Origin of the sequence: Colwellia sp. BRX10-4 (assembly GCF_014077465.1) — a bacterium.
Classification (GTDB): Bacteria; Pseudomonadota; Gammaproteobacteria; order Enterobacterales; family Alteromonadaceae; genus Colwellia_A.
On the sequence record NZ_JACGVZ010000012.1, the window covers coordinates 97,374 to 119,966 of the forward strand.

14 protein-coding genes and 1 pseudogene are annotated in these 22,593 nt (G+C 38.6%); 7 read left to right on the forward strand and 8 right to left on the reverse strand.

Going from position 1 to position 22,593, the window contains the following annotated elements:
* Positions 1-61: 61 nt before the first annotated feature.
* Positions 62-1,402 carry a S8 family serine peptidase gene (locus tag H4J67_RS11325; protein WP_182203773.1) on the forward strand — a complete coding sequence of 447 codons (1,341 nt, stop codon included), beginning with the start codon at positions 62-64 and terminating at the stop codon, positions 1,400-1,402.
* Here H4J67_RS11325 and H4J67_RS11330 read toward each other — a convergent pair.
* Both H4J67_RS11330 and H4J67_RS11335 read right to left on the reverse strand, forming a co-directional pair.
* Positions 1,399-2,316: a surface lipoprotein assembly modifier gene (locus tag H4J67_RS11330; RefSeq protein WP_182203774.1), complete on the reverse strand. Its 918-nt coding sequence runs from the start codon at positions 2,314-2,316 to the stop codon at positions 1,399-1,401. The two genes, H4J67_RS11325 and H4J67_RS11330, sit on opposite strands and share 4 nt — an antisense overlap.
* Before the next feature lie 63 nt (positions 2,317-2,379).
* Positions 2,380-3,303, reverse strand: a complete 924-nt coding sequence (locus H4J67_RS11335; protein ID WP_182203776.1) for a hypothetical protein — start codon at positions 3,301-3,303, stop codon at positions 2,380-2,382.
* 363 nt (positions 3,304-3,666) lie between these two features.
* On the opposite strand from H4J67_RS11335, the gene H4J67_RS11340 reads away from it, so the two are divergent.
* The 3 genes from H4J67_RS11340 to H4J67_RS11350 all read left to right on the forward strand — a co-directional run bounded on the left by H4J67_RS11340 (position 3,667) and on the right by H4J67_RS11350 (position 13,100).
* Complete coding sequence (locus H4J67_RS11340; protein ID WP_182203777.1) at positions 3,667-7,194, forward strand: M36 family metallopeptidase; 3,528 nt, start codon at positions 3,667-3,669, stop codon at positions 7,192-7,194.
* Positions 7,195-7,958: 764 nt separating this feature from the next.
* Positions 7,959-12,479 (forward strand): ExeM/NucH family extracellular endonuclease, encoded by a 4,521-nt coding sequence (locus tag H4J67_RS11345; RefSeq protein WP_182203779.1) that lies wholly within the window; start codon positions 7,959-7,961, stop codon positions 12,477-12,479.
* Between the two features lie 66 nt (positions 12,480-12,545).
* Positions 12,546-13,100: a PEP-CTERM sorting domain-containing protein gene (locus H4J67_RS11350; protein ID WP_182171847.1), complete on the forward strand. Its 555-nt coding sequence runs from the start codon at positions 12,546-12,548 to the stop codon at positions 13,098-13,100.
* Positions 13,101-13,533: 433 nt separating this feature from the next.
* On the opposite strand, the gene H4J67_RS11355 is transcribed toward H4J67_RS11350, so the two are convergent.
* From H4J67_RS11355 to H4J67_RS11370, 4 genes are all read right to left on the reverse strand, one after another.
* Positions 13,534-15,600 carry a S8 family serine peptidase gene (locus H4J67_RS11355; protein ID WP_182203781.1) on the reverse strand — a complete coding sequence of 689 codons (2,067 nt, stop codon included), beginning with the start codon at positions 15,598-15,600 and terminating at the stop codon, positions 13,534-13,536.
* Between the two features lie 699 nt (positions 15,601-16,299).
* Positions 16,300-16,680 (reverse strand): STAS/SEC14 domain-containing protein, encoded by a 381-nt coding sequence (locus tag H4J67_RS11360; protein ID WP_182171841.1) that lies wholly within the window; start codon positions 16,678-16,680, stop codon positions 16,300-16,302.
* Positions 16,681-17,128: 448 nt separating this feature from the next.
* Positions 17,129-17,314: a proton-conducting transporter membrane subunit gene (locus H4J67_RS11365; protein ID WP_310650629.1), complete on the reverse strand. Its 186-nt coding sequence runs from the start codon at positions 17,312-17,314 to the stop codon at positions 17,129-17,131.
* A gap of 190 nt (positions 17,315-17,504) precedes the next feature.
* Complete coding sequence (locus H4J67_RS11370; RefSeq protein WP_182171836.1) at positions 17,505-17,696, reverse strand: hypothetical protein; 192 nt, start codon at positions 17,694-17,696, stop codon at positions 17,505-17,507.
* Positions 17,697-17,873: 177 nt separating this feature from the next.
* Here H4J67_RS11370 and H4J67_RS20630 point away from each other — a divergent pair.
* Positions 17,874-18,184 (forward strand): annotated as a pseudogene (locus H4J67_RS20630) (sodium:calcium antiporter).
* A 135-nt stretch (positions 18,185-18,319) separates the two neighbouring features.
* Here H4J67_RS20630 and cspD read toward each other — a convergent pair.
* Positions 18,320-18,547 (reverse strand): cold shock domain-containing protein CspD, encoded by a 228-nt coding sequence (gene cspD, locus H4J67_RS11380; RefSeq protein ID WP_070373660.1) that lies wholly within the window; start codon positions 18,545-18,547, stop codon positions 18,320-18,322.
* 200 nt (positions 18,548-18,747) lie between these two features.
* Here cspD and clpS point away from each other — a divergent pair, with 200 nt between their 5' ends.
* Entirely contained in the window at positions 18,748-19,068 is a 321-nt protein-coding gene (gene clpS, locus H4J67_RS11385) for an ATP-dependent Clp protease adapter ClpS (protein WP_070373659.1), read from the forward strand.
* Between the two features lie 28 nt (positions 19,069-19,096).
* Positions 19,097-21,346 carry an ATP-dependent Clp protease ATP-binding subunit ClpA gene (gene clpA, locus H4J67_RS11390; RefSeq protein ID WP_182171827.1) on the forward strand — a complete coding sequence of 750 codons (2,250 nt, stop codon included), beginning with the start codon at positions 19,097-19,099 and terminating at the stop codon, positions 21,344-21,346.
* A 148-nt stretch (positions 21,347-21,494) separates the two neighbouring features.
* Here clpA and H4J67_RS11395 read toward each other — a convergent pair whose 3' ends face one another.
* Positions 21,495-22,556 carry a 3-deoxy-7-phosphoheptulonate synthase gene (locus tag H4J67_RS11395; RefSeq protein WP_070373657.1) on the reverse strand — a complete coding sequence of 354 codons (1,062 nt, stop codon included), beginning with the start codon at positions 22,554-22,556 and terminating at the stop codon, positions 21,495-21,497.
* Positions 22,557-22,593 lie beyond the last annotated feature (37 nt).

Genomic DNA, 22,593 nt, shown 5'->3' on the forward strand with positions numbered 1-22,593 from the left:
ATTTATTTTTAGTTGAAACGTTTTATTAACGACACACTTATTTTTTAGGCTGAAGACTAACATGAAAACCTTACCACTTACCGCCATATTTATTTCAATTCTTAGTACATCGCTACCGGCACAACAACTCACTAGCGGTGATGTTTTAGGGAATATAACCTTAGTAGATCGCAATTTAGGTGATATTAGCCAGCAAATAAAAGTACCGCGTCAACTAGCGCCATTTGCGTTAAGTCGCTTGCCCAAGGTTGATAAATTGACCACTGAGCCACTAACGGCTTTACCTGATTCATTATCAATAGAAACAGTCACAGGAAAACATCTTTGGTTTGATGTTGAGGTAGAACAGGGATGGCGAGCCGTGAAGGGGCAATGGATACTCCTAGCCGACGACCTTAATAAGGCACGCTTAATTGCCCAGGGTGCGGTGATAATTAACGAGTCTCGTTATTCTGGTTTGGGCATGACATTGTTACGTTTTAATGTGCCACAAGCTCTCGACTCAAAGAAAGCGTTAATAAATATACTTTCTACCAAAGCGTCACTGAGTTTAGCTAGAAATCATATTTATCAAACACAAAGTCAAGCCCGTCAGCTTACTGATAAAAAAGTAGTCAGAGAAAAGCTAAAAACTCAAAGCCCACTTAATGCTTGTCAGCTAAAGGTAAAAGTTGGCCTAGTTGATAGTGCAATAGACACCAACCATGATGCTTTTAAGCAGGCAAATATTACCGCAAAGTCATTTTTGCCTGCTGAATTAGCTGCCTCAGTTCAACACGGTACCGTGATCGCAAGTTTATTGGTTGGCAAGACAGAGCAGTTGGTACCGCTTTTACCACAGGGGCAAATTTACTCGGCAGAAGTATTTTACCAGCAGTCAGATTATGTTCAGGGGGCAACTTTGTCAGCGATGATAGCGGGAATAAATTGGCTAATAGAACAAGACGTAAAAGTGATTAATATGAGTTTAGCGGGCCCAGATAATAAAAATTTGCAGGCTGTGCTTACTTCGGCAATGGCAAAGGGCGCTTTAATTATTGCTGCAGCGGGTAATGAAGGACCGGCGGCTCCACCGATGTTTCCAGCGGCTTATAAAAATGTTATTGCGGTGAGTGCTATTGATCAATTTCAACAACCTTACCGTTGGTCAAATCGCGGTGATTATGTCGATTACTCTGCCTTAGGGGTTAAAGTTTTAACGGCACAAAGTGGTCAGCGGGTGGGGCGGGAGTCAGGTACATCGATTGCCGCACCACACGTAACAGCAGCTTTAGCCTGTTTAATCGCAAAAATTGGCGTCAATAGAAATCAATTACTAGAAAAGCTCAATGAATCAACAATAGATTTGGGTCCTCGCGGTAAGGACCCCATTTATGGTGTTGGTGCGATAATAAGCCGTTAAAATTGCGCTTTAATAGCCAAGGTCGAAAGGGTTTGAGTGTATGTTTGGTTATCAAGCTCTGAACGATAGTCGCCATATTCAACGTTGCCGATAACGGCTAAATGTTCGTTAACGTTTAACTGCCACTGTCCGTGAAATATATTCCTATGTTCATCTGCTTTTGATTCACGCTGACTAGGGATATCATTATTGCTGACTGCTTGAAAATCTTTTGATTGAAAACGCCAACCGATAGTTGCTTTGTGAGCTAAGCCAAATAATTCAAATTTTTGAGATAACTTAGTGTTAACCCCATAGCCACCATAATTAAACTGTGAGTCTGTTGCCTTTTCTTTATCTGCGCTAAATCCTAACATTAGCATAGTGCGACCGTCGTTGATAAAGTGAAATAATTCAGTACTTATAGCAAAAGTGTTGGCATTTCGGCGAGTTATAACTGCAAAGTCTTTACGCTTTATTTTAAGGCTAGTGCGTAAAAATGTTTGGGGTTGAAGAAAAGTTCCCAAGTAAATACTGGCTTGTTGAAAGGTTAAATATGTCTCACCAGCTAATTTAGCTTTAGCACCATCATAACGTAGCCCTAAATCTATTTCCTGCCATTTATAGGTCCCATCAATACTGACTTGATGTAAGGCAAGATCAAAAGAATCTAACTGATGGTAATCTTGGTCATTATATCGATATGATGACGTTAATTTTGCTTTATTATTAAACGTCCACAAGCCAGTAACCGCAGCCGTTTTTTGAATGCCATTGTCACCCTGTGAGGAAACTTCATCAAGCTCATCGACGCTAAGCGCTGAGTTGTTTATTAAAGCTAAGGAAGCCTCACCACTAAAAGTAAATGTCTCTGGCATTGCTGCTATCACTTGCATACTAAGGATGCACCCTAAACTGCTCAACATATATTTCATCTTAATTTCCTCAAATAGGATGCGCCAGGGTCACTGGCGCATTTAACAAGTTAGTCAGTAAAATTACAAGCCAATAGCTAAGTCGCTTGCCAAAGTGCTTACCACTTCAGCGGCAGTTGCTGCAGCAATCTCAGCGTTAACCTGCTCAGTAACTACACGACTAATTTGGTTATTCACGTCTTGAGTGATAACACTTTGCGTATCGCTAGTAATTGAATTAACAATATTGGCATTAATACTTTGTTCTAATACTTGTGTGGTTTGTGCTGCTGCATCTGCAGCGGCAATGTTTTGCAAATCTCCTGACAAACTCTGCGACAGTTGCGAGCTACCAATTAAAGAGGTGGCGCTATCTAATGCATTGGCATTTTGTAAGCCTCCTGACATATTTTTAAACATGCCTTGCGATAAACTCTGCGACAGTTGCGACGTATTAGCAAAAGTCGTTTGGCTACCAAGGTTGGACGCCCTAACAACTTCTTCAGATTCAGCTAAGTCTTCATCAGGTGTCGTTTCACTCTCTTGGGGAATATCACTTTCTGGAAGCTCTGTTGTGCTTACCTGGTTCAGTGATTGGCTTAACGTGGCCGCAACACCAGCGGTTATATTGACAGTGCTTCCCGTATTATTTGTTAGGGTCGCAACCATCTGATTATTGCTATCAAAAGCTTTAGCATTTGTTCCACTAACGCCATTACTGACTTGCTGCTCTGTTGGTTCGCTTTGCGCTGGTTCACTTGGATCAGAGGCTTGCGGATTGTTGTCTGCGTTATTAGCCGTAACTTGTGTATTACTCGTTGCGGAACTGTCTGAATGTGTCGACATTTGTGCTGAATTATCAGTGCTATCAACTCCTTGTGATAATTGAGTATTCTGATTAACTTGGGCGTCTTGATTAATTTGAATAGTGTTTGCTTGTGCAACACTTACCCAACAACTTAATCCGCTTACTACCAATACTTTTGCAATTTTATTTAATGAAGTCATGTTTGCTTCCTCTAAGGTTTGTTTATGTTAATGACACTTAGATAACGGATGATGTGAGATATTTATTCCAAGTTTATTTAAATAAAAATAAAAATTTAAAGTCTTTATTTTTTAACTATATATTTCAATGTGTTAAGTGAGTTTTATTTTACCTTATTCTTCTTCATAGATAAGCAGTAATAACACTGGGGGTTAATACCTAGCGTAAAAGAGGGATGTACCTGATTAGTTTTTGTCTGAGAAATGGGCACCCTAGCTAAGTAAATAATGTTCCTACCCATAAAGTGTCCATGAAAGCGAATGATGTTGACTTATATGTTTAATTATCATGCTCAAGGTCACAAATAATAAAAGGTGATTACAATGAAGAATACATTAATATCAAGTGCCATTGCTTTTGCACTGACTGTTCCACTAAGCGTTATATCTAGTCAAGTTCATGCATCAACCAGCGGTATCATTACAGGTAGTAATACTGCCAATAAAATCTTAAATTTTGACGTTGCTGGTGTACCAAACGTCAATCAAATTCAAGACACTGGCCTAAATACCTTAATGAATTTAAGCACTGAGCAGGCTCAAGCGATCAGTCACTTTCAAGCAGCTAATCCAAACGCACAGGTAAATATCAATCAGGCAACAGGGACTGTTGATGCTATTACCGGCATGACCGTTAAAACAGCGGGTAACTCTGTTGAGAATATGGCACGTAATTTTATTACCGACAATCAGCAAATTTTTGAAGGTTTAAGCAACGACCAACTGAAATATAATCCTAATCGCTCTAAAGCGGCATTAGGTGGACAAGTTGTTCGTTTCGATCAAATTCTCGATGGTATTCTTGTTGATGGCAATGGTTTAGGTGTTGTTATTGATGGTAACAACAACGTTCGCGCCATTATGGGTCCTTATCAAAAAGCCCTTACAGTAGCCGGTCAACCAGGATTGTCTGCTGATGATGCGGTGTTAATGGCAACGCGTAATCTTGTACAATTTCAAAAGAATATCCCCGCAGAGGTTATGTCAATACTTACTCCAGCCTATGAATTAATAGCAGCAGAGCTAGGTGTGTTTAAAACACCGATACCAGAGCTACGCATAGTGCAAACGGCTGATAGCCATAGTTTAGTTTGGCAGTTTTATTACTACTCAACGAATCCTTTTGGCGTATTTAAATACATGGTTGATGCACAAACGGGTGAGATAGTTTACCGTGAAGATCAAGTGCGCACGGCCGAAGAGCCACAACCAACCGATCAATTTGCTGATTATTTTCCGACTTTCCCACCGATCACCAAAGAATTACAAGACTCTTGTGAAATTGTTGATGCAGATGGCGGTTTAACGGGCACACCTGAAGGGTTATTGCGCATTAAATTAAGAAAATTTGATGAAACTAACCGAGTAACAGGTGTTGGTAGTGTATTAACAGGTACTAATGCACTTATTCTTAATGCTTCATCGAGCAAATTGCCATTCGCGCAAGCGGCTTTAGGCACTTATTATTTTGACCAAGACGCTGCACCTCTTTATGGCCGCGTTAATGAAAAAGATCATACTGCTGAGCCTGCACAGCAATTCGACGGTATCAGTCAATTTATATATATCACTAACTTAATGGAATATTTAGACTATTTGCACAAAGATGGTGACGATGTTCATGCTAGAGGGTTTGGCAGTGGTAGTTTTCCTGATCAATACCCTAATGAGTCAACGCCTTTAGTAGGTGTCGTTCATATACCTAACGTGTTTATGGCACTAGAAGCTCAAGATATAGACTTTAGTGATCCTGAGCTTTTAAATAAAATAGTAAACTTAGATAATGCTTTTGCTATACCTCTTACACAAGAAATTGGTGGCCAAGAAGTCGTTGTTAACCCAACATTTTATGGTCATGGTTATTACTTTAACAACTTAGCAATAGATTTTAGTGTACCAATGCACGAAGGTACGCATGCGACTATCACACCTATTGCTGGCTTTGAAGGTAGCCCTGAAGGTGGTGCCTTGAACGAAGGGCAAGCCGATTTATGGGCTTATACCATAGGTGAAACACCTGATTTAGGTAGTTACCCGGTTGCAGGTTGTGGGTTAAGAGACTTATTACGCGAAAATGGTACAGATCCTGATTCTTTTGAATATATTCGTAGTGGCCAAAGCCAATTACGTTATTCACAATTAGGTACACGCGGTGACGACTTTGAAGTACACAGAGATGGCGAAATATATGCCGGCGCGATGTGGGACTTACGAGAAATTATGCTCGAGATGTATCCAGCTAACGACTTTGCTCGTCCAGATCCAACAACGGGTGATGCAACACAGTTAACCAGTTTAGGTAAAGAAACGTGGGAACGTATTTTCCTTGGCTCTATGTATATTTTAGGTGTTAGTGCGCCAGATACCTTTGTTAAAGCGCGAGATGCGGCATTAACAGCTGACGCTATGCTATATCCAACTGTCTCTGTAGATGCTAAATCTCTGGGTCAACATCATGCTATTATTGAACGTGTATTTGCCGCTCGTGAATTGGGATTAAACGCTTCAGCTCCATTAGGTGGTGTGCAGATGATTTCAACAGCGGTAAGTGACTTTACTGCGAATCAAGAAGCGCCAGCTGCACCACAAAATATTGTTGCAACGATTACCACACCAGACACCATTGAAGTGACTTGGAATGAAGTAGATAATGCCATTGGCTATCAAATATTAAAGCGTAAAGGTGGCAGCCCAGCTCGTTTATTCGCTGGTGTACCGGGTCGTGAATATGTCGACGGCGATATAGAAAATAATGGCTATACCCATGTTGAATTTGTAACGGGTGCCAGTTACAGCGACAAAGGACAGGGTTTTGGTCGTGGCGCAGGTCAAGGTATCGATGCTTATGATTATCAATACGTTGTTCGTGCTATTGACGTTAATGCCTCTGGACAAGTTGGTTTTTCTGATTTATCAGGCACGGCGAGGACTCAGTTAAAAACAACGGATATTACTGATAATATTGAATATAAATTCAGTAACTTTTTAGCTCCGGACGGTCAGTTTAGTATTGATTATACATTAACAAATACAGGTGGCGTGGATTTATTTGGTCCTATCAACTTTAATATTGTTTCGATTAATAACGCTAGAGTGACTTTAGATAATGCCGATAATGGTGGTACTGGCCAAGATGGAGATACCGCAACGTTTACGTATAACGAATCTTTAGCACCAGGAATGGATTCTTCTGCTCGTACTTATGTGTTTAATAACCCAAGGTTTGAACCTTTTTCCTTTACGGCTGAAGTGTTCGCTAAAGTACTAATGCCATCACAAGCGGCTAATGGTAGTCAAGTACCTGTTGATACATCACCAAGTGCAGATCGTACTGTGGTTTATCATAATATCTCTGAGTATAAAGGCATAGTTGCTATTGGCACTACAGACGTAGAAGTTGCTGACGGTGTCGATTATGTTGATGTGGTCTTTACAGCACAGACAAGTGCACAAAGTATTGTTGCAACCTTAACAGCAGACACTGAAGTGGGTGGAGCCTATCCAGATTTGGATTTCTCAATGCTCGACAGTGACGGCAATGTCATGGTTACTTCTGGTAACTTAGGCCCTTCAGAGCAGGTAGGTAGCACGGTTGTTGGTGGTGAAAGCTACACTCTACGTGTTAAAGGTTATGCCAATGGTCCAACTCAATTTACTATTGTGCTAGACCAAATGGTACTAAATGAATCAGATGCGAGTACCGAAGCAAGTACTGCTGATTCTGCTGTAGGTTCTGTGGAGCTAGTTGAGTTTGTAGTAAACCCAGCTAATGGCACGATTATGGTCGTCGAACCTGATGATGTGAAGTCAGTAACTGCTGCGCCAATGATGGGTACAACAGCAACACTTTAATTATTTATTAAAAAAAGTAATAGCCCACTTAGTGATATAAGTGGGCTTTTTTTTGTTTTTTTTTGCTAAAAGTGTTTTGCCACCCACCAAAAAAAATATCTTATTAGTGAGCAATCAACGAGAAGAGAAGGTACAAATATACGTATTGAATAAATAGTGCATCCATTATTTTATTATCCATCCTGATGGTCAGCTGAATACTACTATTAGACAGAATTGTTAAGTTAAACAATATTATAATTCATTTTTTTTATTTGACCACTTAGTCAGTTTATGGAAAATTTTACTTTAAAGTGATTTTTAATATAAATATTTTATTAGGTTATTCATTAAAATGTCATATTTTAGGGAAATAATAGCCATACATAAAACAACAATATAAGAATGTAAAATGGAGTTTAGATACACAGATTTATCTTTTTTTATATTTTCTCTTTTCTCTAAAACTGGAAAGTTTTATTCATTCATTTTATCCACCCTATATTGCTCTCTATCATTGAAAATAATCGTTTCAATTTATTATTTGCACTACCCATTTTTACTAAAATCGCTAAGCGATTATTTCTTAAAATCTTTATTCAAAGAAAAGATGTTAATTACGGGCAGTAATTATAAAACCTTTATCATTCTAAATTATAGACAATACGCCCAAAAAAAATTAATTACGATGTGAATGAGTGGTTTACAAAAATATTGAATCAAATGGCTAAGTGCAAATACATAGCACTTTAATAAAAATAATAAACGTAATATGGATAAATAAAATGAAAAAAAATCGATTAGCCTTACGACCCAAAATCATGGCTGTTCCCCCTAACAATCACAACCCCAAACGTTGCTTAAAAAAAGTGATGCTTATGTCTGCATTATGTTTTTCTATGACACAAACAGCGTTTGCAGCAGATGTTTTTATTAACGAAATACACTACGACAATGCAGGATCAGACGTAGGTGAAGCAGTTGAAATCGCTGGTGTTGCAGGAACAGATTTAACCGGTTGGTCAATTATTTTATATAATGGTAGTAATGGAACTAGCTATAGTTCTGTAAGCCTGTCTGGCATTATTCCTGATCAACAAGCAGGCTTTGGTACGCAATTTTTTACAAAATCGGGTATACAAAACGGCGCACCTGATGCATTTGCATTGGTAGATAATCTTGGTGTTGTCGTTGAATTCTTAAGTTATGAAGGAACGTTAACAGCCACAAATGGTGCAGCAAATGGCTTAACAAGTATTGATATTGGTGTTGCTGAAACCAGTAGTACACCTACGGGTTATTCACTACAGTTTGATGGTTCAACTTGGCAAGGAGCTAATGCAAATACATTCGGCGCAGTAAATACAGGCCAAACATTTGATGACAGTGGTGATAGTAACAACGGTGATAATAGTGGTGGCGGCAATGTGGACGATGGTGCCAGTGGCAGCGTCTGTGTTAACTGCCCAGATCTAGAAAAAGTTGCTAACTCGACCAATTTTGACGATGCCACTTATTATGAAGATGTAATTTTGGCGATTAATGGCGGACATGGTACTACCGCAATTAAAGGGGAAATAACCACCGCAATAAGTCAAAATCACAAAGACCTAAGTTATGCAGAGGTTTGGACCGCATTGACTGAAACTGATGAAGACCCGTCAAATTCAGATAACGTAATCTTATTCTATCGTGGTATTTCCAAAGCTAAACTTTCAAACGGCAGTGGCCCAGCTTCTAGTGATCCAGAAAACTGGAACAGGGAACATGTATGGGCGAAAAGTCATGGTGGTTTTAGTAGTGAAAGTCAGTCTGGCTATACAGATATCCATCACCTAAGACCTACTGATATTTCAGTTAACAGCACAAGAGGCAATTTAGATTTTGATAGTGGTGGGTCTGAAATTGGAGAGGCGCCTGGTAATAAGGTTGACAGCAATTCATTCGAACCTAGAGATATAGTAAAAGGTGATGTCGCACGAATGGTCTTTTATATGGATGCGCGATATGAAGTAGCCGACGCTAACATGCCAGATTTGCGCGTTGTGGAAAGTACAAATACCAGTGGGCCTGAACTTGGCAGGTTATGTCGTTTAATTGAGTGGCATAATGCAGATCCAATTGATGCCTTTGAGCAAAAACGAAACAATACCATTTACGAATATCAAGGAAATCGTAATCCTTTTATTGATCACCCTGAATGGGTAACAACTCTATATGGTAGCGAAGCCTGTAACTCTGACGGCGGCGGTGATACTGGCGGCGGTGATATTGGCGGTAGCGATACTGGCGGTGGAAATAATGGCGGTAGCGATACTGGCGGTGGAAATAATGGCGGCAGTACATCAAATATATTTATTAATGAAATTCACTATGACAACGCTGGCGGTGATATTGGTGAATCGATTGAAATAGCGGGTCCTGCTGGAACTGATTTAACCGGTATGAGTTTGGTTCTGTACAATGGTTCAAACGGAACCACATACAAAACAGAAGTATTGGCTGGCATATTGGCAAACCAACAGAATGGCTTTGGCACCTTGTCATTTGACATTGCAGGTATGCAAAATGGCGCACCAGATGGTATAGCGCTTATTGATAGTAATGGCAGTGTTCTAGAATTCATAAGTTATGAAGGTTCGTTAACTGCTACCAATGGTCCTGCAACTGGCATTACTAGCACAGATATTGGTGTTTCAGAAGTAAGTAGCACAATGGTTGGTTTTTCTCTTCAGTTAGCGGGTATAGGTTTTACTTCCGCAGACTTTACTTGGCAAGCCGCAGCTGAAAATACATTTAACAATGTAAATACCAAGCAAACGTTTTTGGCGGGTAGTGTCTTTATTAATGAAATTCACTATGACAACGTCGGCGGTGATACTGGAGAAGCGATTGAAGTTGCCGGTCCAGCAGGAACCGACTTATCAGGTTTGAGTTTAGTGCTTTACAACGGTTCAAACGGAACTACATACAAAACAGTTGATTTGTCTGGTGTGTTGACTAATCAACAAGCTGGATTTGGAACCCTGTCATTTGACATCAGCGGCATCCAGAATGGTTCTCCTGACGGCATTGCTCTGATTGATAACGACGGAACTGTCATTGAATTCTTAAGTTATGAAGGCTCACTTACCGCTACTAATGGTCCCGCAAGCGGAATGATTAGCACGGACATAGGCGTTTCAGAAACAAGTAATACTCTTGCTGGTCTTTCTTTACAGCTTGGCGGAACGGGTTACAGTTCAGCTGATTTTACTTGGGAAGATGTCAATGCTAATACATTCAATAATGTAAATACAAATCAAACCTTTGGTTCTGGTGGTGATACTGGCGGCGGCGGCGGCGGCGGCGATGGTGATGGTGATGGTAAACCAATGCTAATAGGTCAGTGTTCAGATCCATCGACGTTTATCCATGATATCCAAGGCAATGCTGATGTTTCACCTTTAGTAGGCCGAAACCTTGTCGTTGAAGCTATCGTAACATCAGTGTTACCAGCACTTGACGGGTTCTTTATACAAGAAAGCGATACAGATGTTGATGCGGATCCGTTAACTTCAGAAGCACTGTTTGTCTTTAATACGGCCAATACAATTACACCATCAAATGGTGATCTAGTCCGTGTTGCTGGTAATGTTTCAGAATTCTTCGGGCGAACGCAATTATCGCCAGCACAAGATCTTATTATTTGTGGAACGGGTAGTGTATCTACTACGACCTTATCCTTGCCCTTTACCTCTGTTGAACAACCTGAAGCATTAGAAGGAATGTTGGTTAGCAACACCGATTCACTTACCGTTAGCGATAATTATAACCTAGCCAAATTTGGCGAAGTTACGCTATCTAGCAGTAGATTGTTTGTGCCAACTAACATACATTTGCCTGGTTCGGCTGAAGCTGTAGCACTGGCGAATGAAAACTCCTTGAACCGAATTATTTTAGACGATGGTGTTAATGGCTCATATCCTGAGCAAATAATCTTCCCTACTGGAGGCTTATCGGCTGACAACAGCTTACGCATTGGCGACTTAGTTACTGAGTTAACTGGAATAATTGATTATAGTTTCAGTAATTACAGAATAATTCCAGTAGTAGCTCCTACGTTTGTAAATGACAACATCAGACTCGCCCAACCGGAACTGTCGCCATCTAACCTTAAAATAGCTAGCTTGAACGTTTTAAATCTATTTAATGGTGATGGTCAAGGTGGAGGTTTCCCAACAGCAAGGGGCGCAGATACCGCTGAAGAGTTAGAGCGTCAATTTGCTAAAACCGTGGCTGCAATTGTCGCTATTGATGCCGACGTTATTGGTTTAATGGAAATCGAAAATGATGGAGTAGACGCCAACAGTACATTAGCTCAATTAGTTGCGCGTATTAATGCCGTTGTGGGTGCAGATACCTATGCATTTGTTAACACGGGAGGAACCATTGGCACCGATGCGATTGCAGTTGCGCTTCTTTATAAACCTAGCAGTGTTTCAGCGTCGGGTAATGCCATGTTAAATAACAACGGCATATTTAATCGACCTCCGTTAGCTCAAATATTTACGCTAAACAATAACGGTTCAGCTATAACCGTTGTTGTTAACCACTTTAAATCTAAAGGGGGTTGTAGCAGAGCTTCAGGTGCAGACCAAGATCAGAACGATGGACAAGCCTGTTTCAATGCAAAAAGGGTAGCGCAGGCCAACGAACTGATGAATTGGTTAGCGACTGATGCGACATTGAGTCTGCAAGAAGATGTGCTAGTGATGGGTGATTTGAACGCTTATGCAATGGAAGATCCAATCAGAGCATTTACAAGTAACGGTTTCACTAACCTCATTCATCAATTTGCAGGCGAACAAGCCTATTCTTACCTCTTTGGTGGTGAAGTGGGTTACCTAGATCATGCCCTAGCGAGCAGTAGTTTATTAACCAAAGTGGTTGATACAACAGAATGGCATATTAATGCAGATGAACCTTGTGTTCTTGATTACAACACTGAACTTTGTGGCTCTGGTTTTAGCCATCCGGATAAAACGGCTGATCAGTTAGTTAGCTTATATGACAATAATGCTTACAGAATGTCTGACCATGATCCTGTTATCGTTGCATTCGATTTTACACCTGCAGCAATCCAAGGCGATTTTGATGGAGATGGCGATATTGATATCAATGATTTACGCGGTTTGATGCGTGCAATACAGTTTGGACAAACGATCGATTTAGCGTTTGACCTCAATAATGATGGGGCCGTATCTATGATGGATGTTCGCGTTATGATGAGTTTATGTACTCGCACTCGCTGTGCGGCTAATTAGGCTAAATTGCTTAAAACAGACAAACAATAAAACAAACAAAATTAAATTAAATTAAAAGGTAGTAAAATGAAGAAGTTATTAATAGTAGCAACGTTAATATTGTGTGCAACGTTTGGTGGAAACGCTAACGCCGGACTAATTACTCTTTCAGCAGACCAAAGTGATGTTTTGGTTAGCGAAATGATGGAAATTACCTTAAATGCCACGGGTTTTGACGAATTTGATGTATTTTCTTTAAATGTTAATTTTGATACAAGTGTCTTTAGTTTTTTACCCCTTACGTTTACAACCGAACTTTCAACTACTTTTATGTTGTGGAATCAAGTTGGAAATGGCGTAGCTATTGGATTTGTTGATTTTATTCCATCGAGTGGTGATTTTTTATTAGGAAAGTTCACATTGCAGGCAATAGAAGCAGGGACGACCGATTTTTCTCTAGTGGTAAATGAATTTACCTTGAGTGACCCATTTGATATGTTCGCTGTTGCAACGCCTGTTAACGCTGATGCATTGGGTCAAGTATCTTCATCAGTAACCGATGTTCCTGAGCCGTCTACATTAGCAATATTTGCGTTAGGGCTGATGGGATTAATGACGAGGTCTTTAAAGAAAAAATCTTAATTTAGGTTTTAATCTTTGATTATAAAAGCGCTAATCGTCATGATTAGCGCTTTTTTTATCCGTTATTTAATTGGTGTTAGTGATAAAAACCCGTAAACTTTTGTCAGCTGAAGTTATAATCAAACTAAAGGTCTTAACGCTCGTTTTATTGGATATCGACGGTATTACGCTATTAATTGTTAACATTCATCTTTACGTTCGTGTTAATAAACCTTTTTGATACTCATCTAGTACATTACAACGTATCGCTTTTTTGGCTTTAGTGAGCGTTAAAGGTAGTGACTCTACTGTCTTATTTGCGCAAGAAACGCTAAACGAGAAAATAGCATTGATGATTAATGACTAGGTTGAACAAAATAGAGAAAATAAATAAAAATTAGCCATAAAAAAAGCCGCTAGGTTTATCTAGCGGCTTAATACTTAAACTAAATTATTAATCATTAGTTTCAAGTTTTGATGTTGTTACTTCAATCGTATAGTCAGTAGCTACTGAAATATAACCATTAACGCGTAGCGTATAAAGTCCGCCGCTAGTTGGGCGAAAGTTAATTTCTTCTGGGTTATCTAAAGAGGCGCTGTTAGCGACAACTTCACCCGCTTCGTTAAGCAAGTCAAAATCTAAATCTGCAACACCTGACCAGGTTAACACAGCATTAAGCATAGAAACGTTGTCTGTCAGCTGTATATCATGGTCTGACACTTCCATATTTTCATATGACGGGCCAACTGAACCGGCGAAGTTACTGTCAGTTTTGATAATAACTGCAGCTGAGTCGACTAATTGACCGTCGAGTAAAATACCGTCAAATGAAACTGTACCGTTAATGCGTTTAAGACTTATGCTATGAATACTATCGGTAGATAAATCTCTAAATGCAACGGTTTTAACTTGACGTTGAGGTGAATAATAATCTAATAAACCTTGGCTTTTACCATCAAGAAATAATTCGGCATGACCTTTTCTATTATTAGTTATATATTTTAATTGAACGCTATCACCAATGAAATCAAAGCTAATTTGCGCGTTTCTACGTCGTGTTTGCTTAAAGGTGCCATCTGACGATAAGGTACTATTTTTTACAGCCCAACGTTTTTTGTAATTAATATTGTTATCAGTTTCAGAAACTTCAGACCAAACTCCCTGGCTAGACCAACCAGTTTGTCCGTTAAGAAATTCTGCTCTTTCGCCGGTAGTAACTATGGCCAAATCTACAGCCGCTTTTACGTTAATATGACCTGCACCCACTTGATGAACTTTATAACCCGGCATTTCATCTGCGCTGTCTTTTAAAATTTGTTCAACTTGATCGGGTGATAACAGGGGATTCACTTCCAACAATAAACCGACCACACCAGCAACAAAGGGGGTCGCCATTGACGTACCACTCATACTTGCGTAGTACAGGTGATATTCTGGATGTGCAGGGTCGATAATAGGACCTGCAGCGCCCAATGGCGTGTTAAGTGCTCGTGTTGATACAATCGCGCTACCTGGGGCAGTAATATCAGGTGTTTTAATCCAGTCACCTTCAACGCCTCGACTTGAAAAATCAGCTAATTGACTGTCTGTTGTGCCAGCTGCGACGTTAATAACCCATGGTGCAATGGCATATTGATTAAGGGTGTTGTCATCTGGACCACTATTAGAAGCGGCAAAAGTCACTACGATGCCTTTTTTGTAAGCTTGATAAGAAGCTTGATTGGTTGGATTATTCGGATCAAAGCTTGCGCCGTCACCTCCACCCCAACTGTTAGTTATTACATCTATGCTATAACGTTCACTATTAGCGATTGCATAATCAAAGCCAGCAATAGCATAAAGAATTGAAATCGCTTCACCAGCTCCTAGACCCACCAAGGTTGCTTTTGGGGCGATGCCTGCCTGGTAAAAACTTCTACGTTCATCATCTCTTGATGCTTCACCGCTACCAGCAACAGTGCCGCCAACATGTGTACCGTGTCCTGAACTCGTATCAGTATTTGGCACACCTTCTAAAAATAAGTTCTTACCACCAGCAAAATCAAGGTCACCAGCAATTTTAACATTTTGGATAGTTTTCTCACCGAGTAATAAATCAGGGTGTGTTGCATCAACACCTGAATCTAGTACTGCAATCGTTGAACCTTCACCATAAACACCATAATCGTCATGTACTAGATGACCACTGGTAATTTCGCCAGAGTTATAGTTGTAATATTCTAAAGGCGCATCAAAATAAATACTCTTAACCCGTGAATCTTTAGCTAAAGTATTGATTTGGCTTCGAGTTAAAGAAGTTCCCGCCATAGGTAATACTTTTAACGCTAAATAAGGAACGTTTAAAGCTGTCATAACATTATCGAGTTCATTGTAATGGTGAGTTGAAACAATTACTTTAGTACTTTGAACTAAAGTGGGTAACAACGTCTGTAATTTTGAGCCAATAAGCGCATCAGCATTAACATTAAATGTGGTCGCAGCAAGTACACTAACCGATAGTGCCAAAAGTGTCTTTTTCATTTTCTTATACCTTTTGAATGATTATAATTTTGAATGATTTTTATTTCATTAACTCAGTTACTGTGCATAATTCTTTTGAGCGTTATAATCGGGAAGAACCCCTAGGGCACTGTGATAAAACTACTTAGTCATTATTTTAACTGGCTTAAAGGGGAGTGATGAAATAATAATTGCGACTTATATATTGGATAGGCTTGATAAAATGAATACCTGCAACTTAATGAAAGTCATAATAATTCATTAAGTTACAAGGGGCTTGTCGAATGAATAAATACATGAGACTACTTATGAAAATGTTCAAAACTATGAGTTTAATCGTTAAGCCGTTTTATTACCTTGTGATCGATCTGATTTCTTAGTTGTTACGTGATGAAGCTAATTTTCTTTATTTGGAGATCGCTTGATATGTTTTTTTATTCTTGTGGAGTTTTGTATTTCCTTATAAATCAACAGTTTAACTGTTTTTTTTTTGATTGAAGGGAGTAACGAGAAATGTAATGTTCAACTAATAAATATACCGGTATTGGTATTAATGGTTTTTATAATCAATACACTAAAAATCATAACAGTAATTTTATCTTTATCATCGAGAAAGCTCAGTAATTTAGTGCCGAGTAGTTCACTCTGGTGTTCGAGAATTCAGTTACAACTTATCTTTATTTTTAAGATAAAAATTAAAAGGTAAACAAACACATTGTATTAAATCTGTTTGTTCAACCAAATTAATGCATCGTCTTTATTATCAAAATACTCTATATTTTGAAGCACTTTCGAGGGTACCCATTGTTGGTCAATATTTTTTATTACCTGCGATGTGATAACGATAGCTTTTGCTACCATATTTTGACCATTGAGCCACCCATTAAACTTATTAGAAATATTAAATGCGTCTGGCGTAGCACCATCCAAGTTTAAAAGATCAACAAATATCAGAAACTTACTTTGATTGAGCGACTTGATTATTGCTGATGTCTTTTGCGAGACTTTTTCAGCACCATACTCATTAAAAGAGCCTTTCAACGTTATATGTATAATATTTTCTTTTAAAATTATTGTGTTGTCACCATGTTCTATTGTCAATTTGGTTCTCCAATAACATAACCATTTTTTAGTCGAGTTTAGTTAATCGACTAAATATCTCTTACTAGACGATAGCACATTGCGTTTAAACGCTAAAGGCCACTAATAATAAAATACGAACACCAATTAACACGACTGACATATAGGTTGACTGAATATTCAGTAGCATGAATTGCTCAGGTCAACAGCTTTCTCTTGCTCAATATTTACTATTAGCTTCTTGTTTGTTGAGAAAGACTTATTTATCACTCTTAGTTTGAATGCATCGAGGCTGAAAATTATGCGCCCGTTTAGCTTAAAAGCAACCAGTAATTTATAGACAACAACGGCTAGAAATATTGGGATTAACGATGATATAAAGCTGTTTAGGGTCACCAGTGATAATAAGCTGGTTAAGGTGAAATTTTTATTAAGTAAATACCAAGGCGCTAACAGCACTAGTAGCGTGTTAACTAGCCAAATGACCAGTAACGGGTATTGAGATTACTGTCATGAGTACTGCTATTACCCAAGCATTATATGTTTCAATACCACGATACCAGTTAGAAACAAAGCCAGCGATTGGCGGTATACCAATCATGCCTAAAAATTCAATGGCAAAGAGAGTTATTGAGATCGGCATTTTTTTAGCAATGTCATTTAACTAACTGAATTTATAAATACGATGTGCTTCAGCAAATAAACCAGCAAAAAAGAACAGAGTGATTTTCATTATCTCTTGATGCACTAACCAATAGCAGCAATAAAAACGGCGAGTGCAACGCTTAGCGTTATACATGGCAACCGACTAACCGTTGAATGGGCAAGACGTTTTTTATATTATCTTAATAAATAATTCTTATCGAACCATGAATAATGATAATAAATGCAAAGACCAACAGGACTTGTAAAACACCTAAAGAACTTGCTAGATTGACGCTATATAAATCATAAACCACACGTATAATGTCAAAAAAGTCAGCTTTTACTGGCGCTACAGCATGTAGTAATGATTTAAGCGGTTCTTTCTCTATCATTTCTGGTGTGGTGATAATTAGTCGCTTTTAGCTTATTTAGGCTTCATCATTTAAAAAGAGAAAAATCATAGTAATGCTTTATATAAACTCCACCAAGCTGAAGGAAAAGAGCTTTACACTGAACCTCACAAAATATGGCTGGAAGTATTATCGATAGGATTTGGTTCAGGTTTTCTTATGCTAGGAGCACAGTATTTTGTTACTGAAACAACGATTATTGCTAAAGCTTTAGGATTATCTGACGCGCTTATAGGGCTCACTTTAGTTGCCATAGGACATCTCTGCCCGAATTTACTATTTCGGTAATGGCGGTATTAAGAAAACACAAGGATTTAGCTGTTGTAGATGTTGCTGGCAGTAATATTTTTAATATTCTGGGCATTCTTGGTGTTTCTTCTTTAATTTCTTTAATTTTCCCCAAGGAAGACTTACCAAGTTTGATCAGTGAGCTTTCTTACTTATTACTTTGGTCATTAAAGGTAAACTAAAATCAATATTTTTCTGTTGCCTATGTTTTGCTTGGGTATTTCTATTCTAATTAGTTAAAAGTACTTAATAAAAAACACCTGGTTGCTAGATGAGCAAACAGGTGTTTTATCGGATTATTGTAGCACAATAGAAAATTATTCTTCACCCATAGCTTCAATTTCATCAGGTGTAATACTAGCAGCATGATGACCTTTTGGGCCTGCATTTAGTTCATAATCAACGTCTTGACCAGCTTTTAATGTACGGTATCCTTCCATTTGGATTGTTGAATAATGCGCGAAAATATCTTCACCACCATCCTCTGGACGAATAAAACCAAACCCTTTTGCATTATTAAACCACTTCACTGTCCCGTGAGCCATACTTCAACTTCCTTCTACATCGGTAATTAGGTATGCTTGCATAAAAGCATTAACATAAATGTATAAATGATTAAAAAATAATCACTAAAGTAAACAGTAGACAAGTTACATAAATAATCAAGTTAAATTTATCAGTTAATTGAATATTTATTTTTTTAAATGTTAAAGCAAAATCACTAGGTACAGACTAATATAAAATTATGAGCAAGTGGAAAGAGTTACTAGATAATCAAGAAGTCCTTGAAGACGAACTTGTAGAGCAATTTGAAAAGCCCCCTATGTATACTGTTGTGTTACTTAACGATGATTATACGCCGATGGATTTTGTCATAGATGTGCTGTGTCGATTTTTTAATATGAACTCAGATAAGGCGACCGACGTAATGTTAGAGATTCATTATAAAGGAAAGGGGCGATGCGGTACTTTTACTGCTGAAATAGCAGAAACAAAAGTTGAACAAGTTAATCAATACGCATTAGAAAATGAGCACCCATTGCAATGTACAATGGAAAAAGCGTGAATTCGCATGGTTTAAAGTGGAGTAGTCTATGCTGAACAAAGATTTAGAAATATCATTAAATATGGCTTTCCGTCAAGCCAAGGACTCCCGTCATGAATTTATGACGGTTGAGCATTTATTATTGGCCTTATTAGATAACCCTTCATCAATCGAAGCGCTTAAAGCTTGTGCTGCTGATATGGGAAAAATACGTAAAGAGTTATTAGATTTTATAGCTGAAACAACGCCAGTGATCCCAGAAGGGGAAATTGAACGTGAAACTCAACCAACGTTAGGTTTTCAGCGTGTATTACAACGAGCCGTTTTTCATGTGCAATCTTCTGGAAAAAGTGAAGTTAACGGATCCAATGTCCTGGTTGCTATTTTCAGTGAACAAGAATCTCAAGCGGCTTATTTTCTGAAAAAATCAGACATTAGCCGTTTAGACATTGTAAATTTCATTTCTCATGGAATTTCTAAAATAGAACATACGGATTCTCCGCAATCTACCGAAGAAGCACACGTTGAAGAACCCCGTACTATTGAAAACTTTGCTACCAATCTTAATGAAGAAGCGAGAAAAGGGAATATTGATCCGTTAATTGGTCGCGATAGCGAATTAGAACGAACTTTACAGGTGCTAAGCCGTCGTCGTAAGAATAACCCTTTATTTGTTGGTGAAGCAGGGGTGGGTAAAACGGCTATTGCCGAAGGACTTGCCAATTTAGTTATTTCTGACGATGTACCTGAATTCTTAGCTGAAACCACTATTTATTCGCTTGATATGGGCGCTTTATTAGCGGGCACTAAATACCGTGGTGATTTTGAAAAACGTTTTAAAGGCTTATTAAAAGAGTTAGAAGAAGAGGGTAATGCCATTCTATTTATCGATGAAATTCATACGATAATTGGTGCAGGTGCTGCTTCAGGTGGCATGATGGACGCTTCTAATTTAATAAAACCATTATTATCATCAGGAAAACTGCGTTGCATGGGTTCAACAACCTACCAAGAATACCAAAGTGTTTTTGAAAAAGATCGTGCATTAGCGCGCCGTTTTCAAAAAATAGATATTGTTGAGCCAAGTGTTGATGACACCACTAAGATATTGCATGGTTTAAAAGAAAAATATGAATCACATCACGGTATTCGTTATACCAATAAAGCCTTGCGTGCAGCCGCAGAATTGTCAGCTAAATATATCAATGAGCGTTTTCTTCCCGATAAAGCCATTGATGTTATTGATGAAGCGGGTGCAAAACAACAATTAGTTGCTGCTTCGAAGCGTAAAAAAGTAATTAACGACAGTGATATAGAATCTATTGTTGCCAAAATGGCGAGGATCCCTGAAAAGTCAGTTTCATCATCAGAAAAAGACAGCCTTAAGACATTAGACCGTAATTTGAAAATGGTTGTTTTTGGACAAGACCACGCTATTAATGAACTTACGTCAGTAATTCGCTTATCTCGTGCTGGTTTAGGTAATGAACACAAACCTGTTGGTTCGTTCTTATTTGCTGGGCCAACTGGGGTGGGTAAAACAGAAGTAACACAACAATTAGCTAAATCTTTAGGTGTCGAACTATTACGCTACGACATGTCAGAGTACATGGAGAAACATGCGGTAAGCCGATTAATAGGTGCTCCTCCAGGTTATGTTGGTTATGAGCAAGGCGGTTTATTAACGGATGCAGTCATTAAGCATCCTCATTCTGTGGTCTTGTTAGATGAAATTGAAAAAGCTCATGAAGATGTTTATAACATTTTATTGCAGGTCATGGACCACGGAACATTAACCGATAATAACGGTCGTAAAGCTGATTTTAGAAATATTGTTTTAGTGTTAACAACCAATGCGGGAGCTCATGAAATAACTCGCCAATCTATTGGTTTTAAACAACAAGATCAGTCAATTGATGCAATGGGTGAAATTAATAAAACCTTCTCACCTGAATTTAGAAATCGTTTAGACAATATTGTCTGGTTCAACCATTTAGATGAAGTTGTTATTCAACAAGTGGTTGATAAATTTATTGTTGAACTACAAGCACTACTTGATCAAAAAGGCGTTTCATTAGAATTAACGAAAGACGCTAGAAAATGGTTGGCTGTTAACGGTTATGATAAAGCGATGGGCGCTCGACCTATGTCACGTCTAATACAAGAGCACTTAAAGAAACCATTAGCTAATGAGTTATTGTTTGGTGATCTAACACACGGTGGCGTGGCGAAAGTTGGTGTCAAAAAAGATAAATTAGTACTCAGTTATATTCAAAAGAAAGAATTGGTTGAGCATTAGCAGCAAACGGAGCTAACCAAACACTTTACGTTACGGTGTTTGGTTTCGTTTCACTTAGATAAATTTTGCTGAATATAAAAAAGCCGCAGGGGAGTTATCCTCAGCGGCTTTTTTTATTTAAGCGTTGAAATGTACTTTATAGATAAATTTAACGTTGAGTTGAACGTTTAGCTTGAACAGCCGCCGATAACTCATCTAACAAACTGACACTGGTGTCTAAGTTAATACAGGCATCGGTGATACTTTGTCCGTAGGTGAGTTTGTTAACATCAACCACTTTTTGATTACCCTCAACTAAGAAGCTTTCAACCATGACACCAAATATAGCCTTGTCGCCTTGCTCCATTTGAGCTCTTAAAGAGCGAGCAACGTCAATTTGTTTGTTATGGTCCTTAAAACTATTACCATGGCTACAATCGATCATAATACGATTTTCTAAGCCAGCTTTAGCCAATACTTCACCGGTCTTACTAATGTTTTCTGCGTGATAGTTCGGCTCTTTACCGCCACGTAAAATAACATGAGCAAATGGGTTACCATGCGTTTGATAAATACACATTTGACCACTTTTATTGGGTGAGTATAGAACATGAGGCACACTTGAGGCGTTGATGGCGTCAACAGCAATCTGTACATTACCGTCAGTGCCATTTTTAAAACCTACCGGACACGAAAGGGCTGAAGCTAATTCTCGGTGAACTTGGCTTTCAGTTGTTCTAGCACCAATAGCTCCCCAGCTTATTAAGTCTGAAATATATTGGCCGGTCACCATGTCTAAAAATTCAGTGCCTGCAGGTAAACCGAGTTTATTAATATCCATTAATAATGAGCGAGCTAGGTTTAAGCCTTTGGCTACATGAAAAGATTTATCTAAATCAGGGTCACTGATCAAGCCTTTCCAGCCAACCGTTGTACGAGGCTTTTCAAAATAAACACGCATGACAATCAATAAATCATCTCGGTACTTATCATGTAATACTTTAAGTTTCTCTGCGTAATCAACAGCAGCAGTGGTGTCATGAATTGAACACGGACCAATAATGACCAGTAAACGGTCGTCGTCACCGGTGATAATCGCTTCAATGTCTTTTCTGCTTTGGATGATAAAACTCGCTGTTTCATCATCTAGTGGGATTTGCTGTGCTAATTCTTCTGGAGAAACAAGGTTTTCAATTAGCGTGGTTCTAAATTCGTCCGTTTTAATAGTCATGGTAATCTAATTTTTTATTTGAAGGCGTTAATGCGCA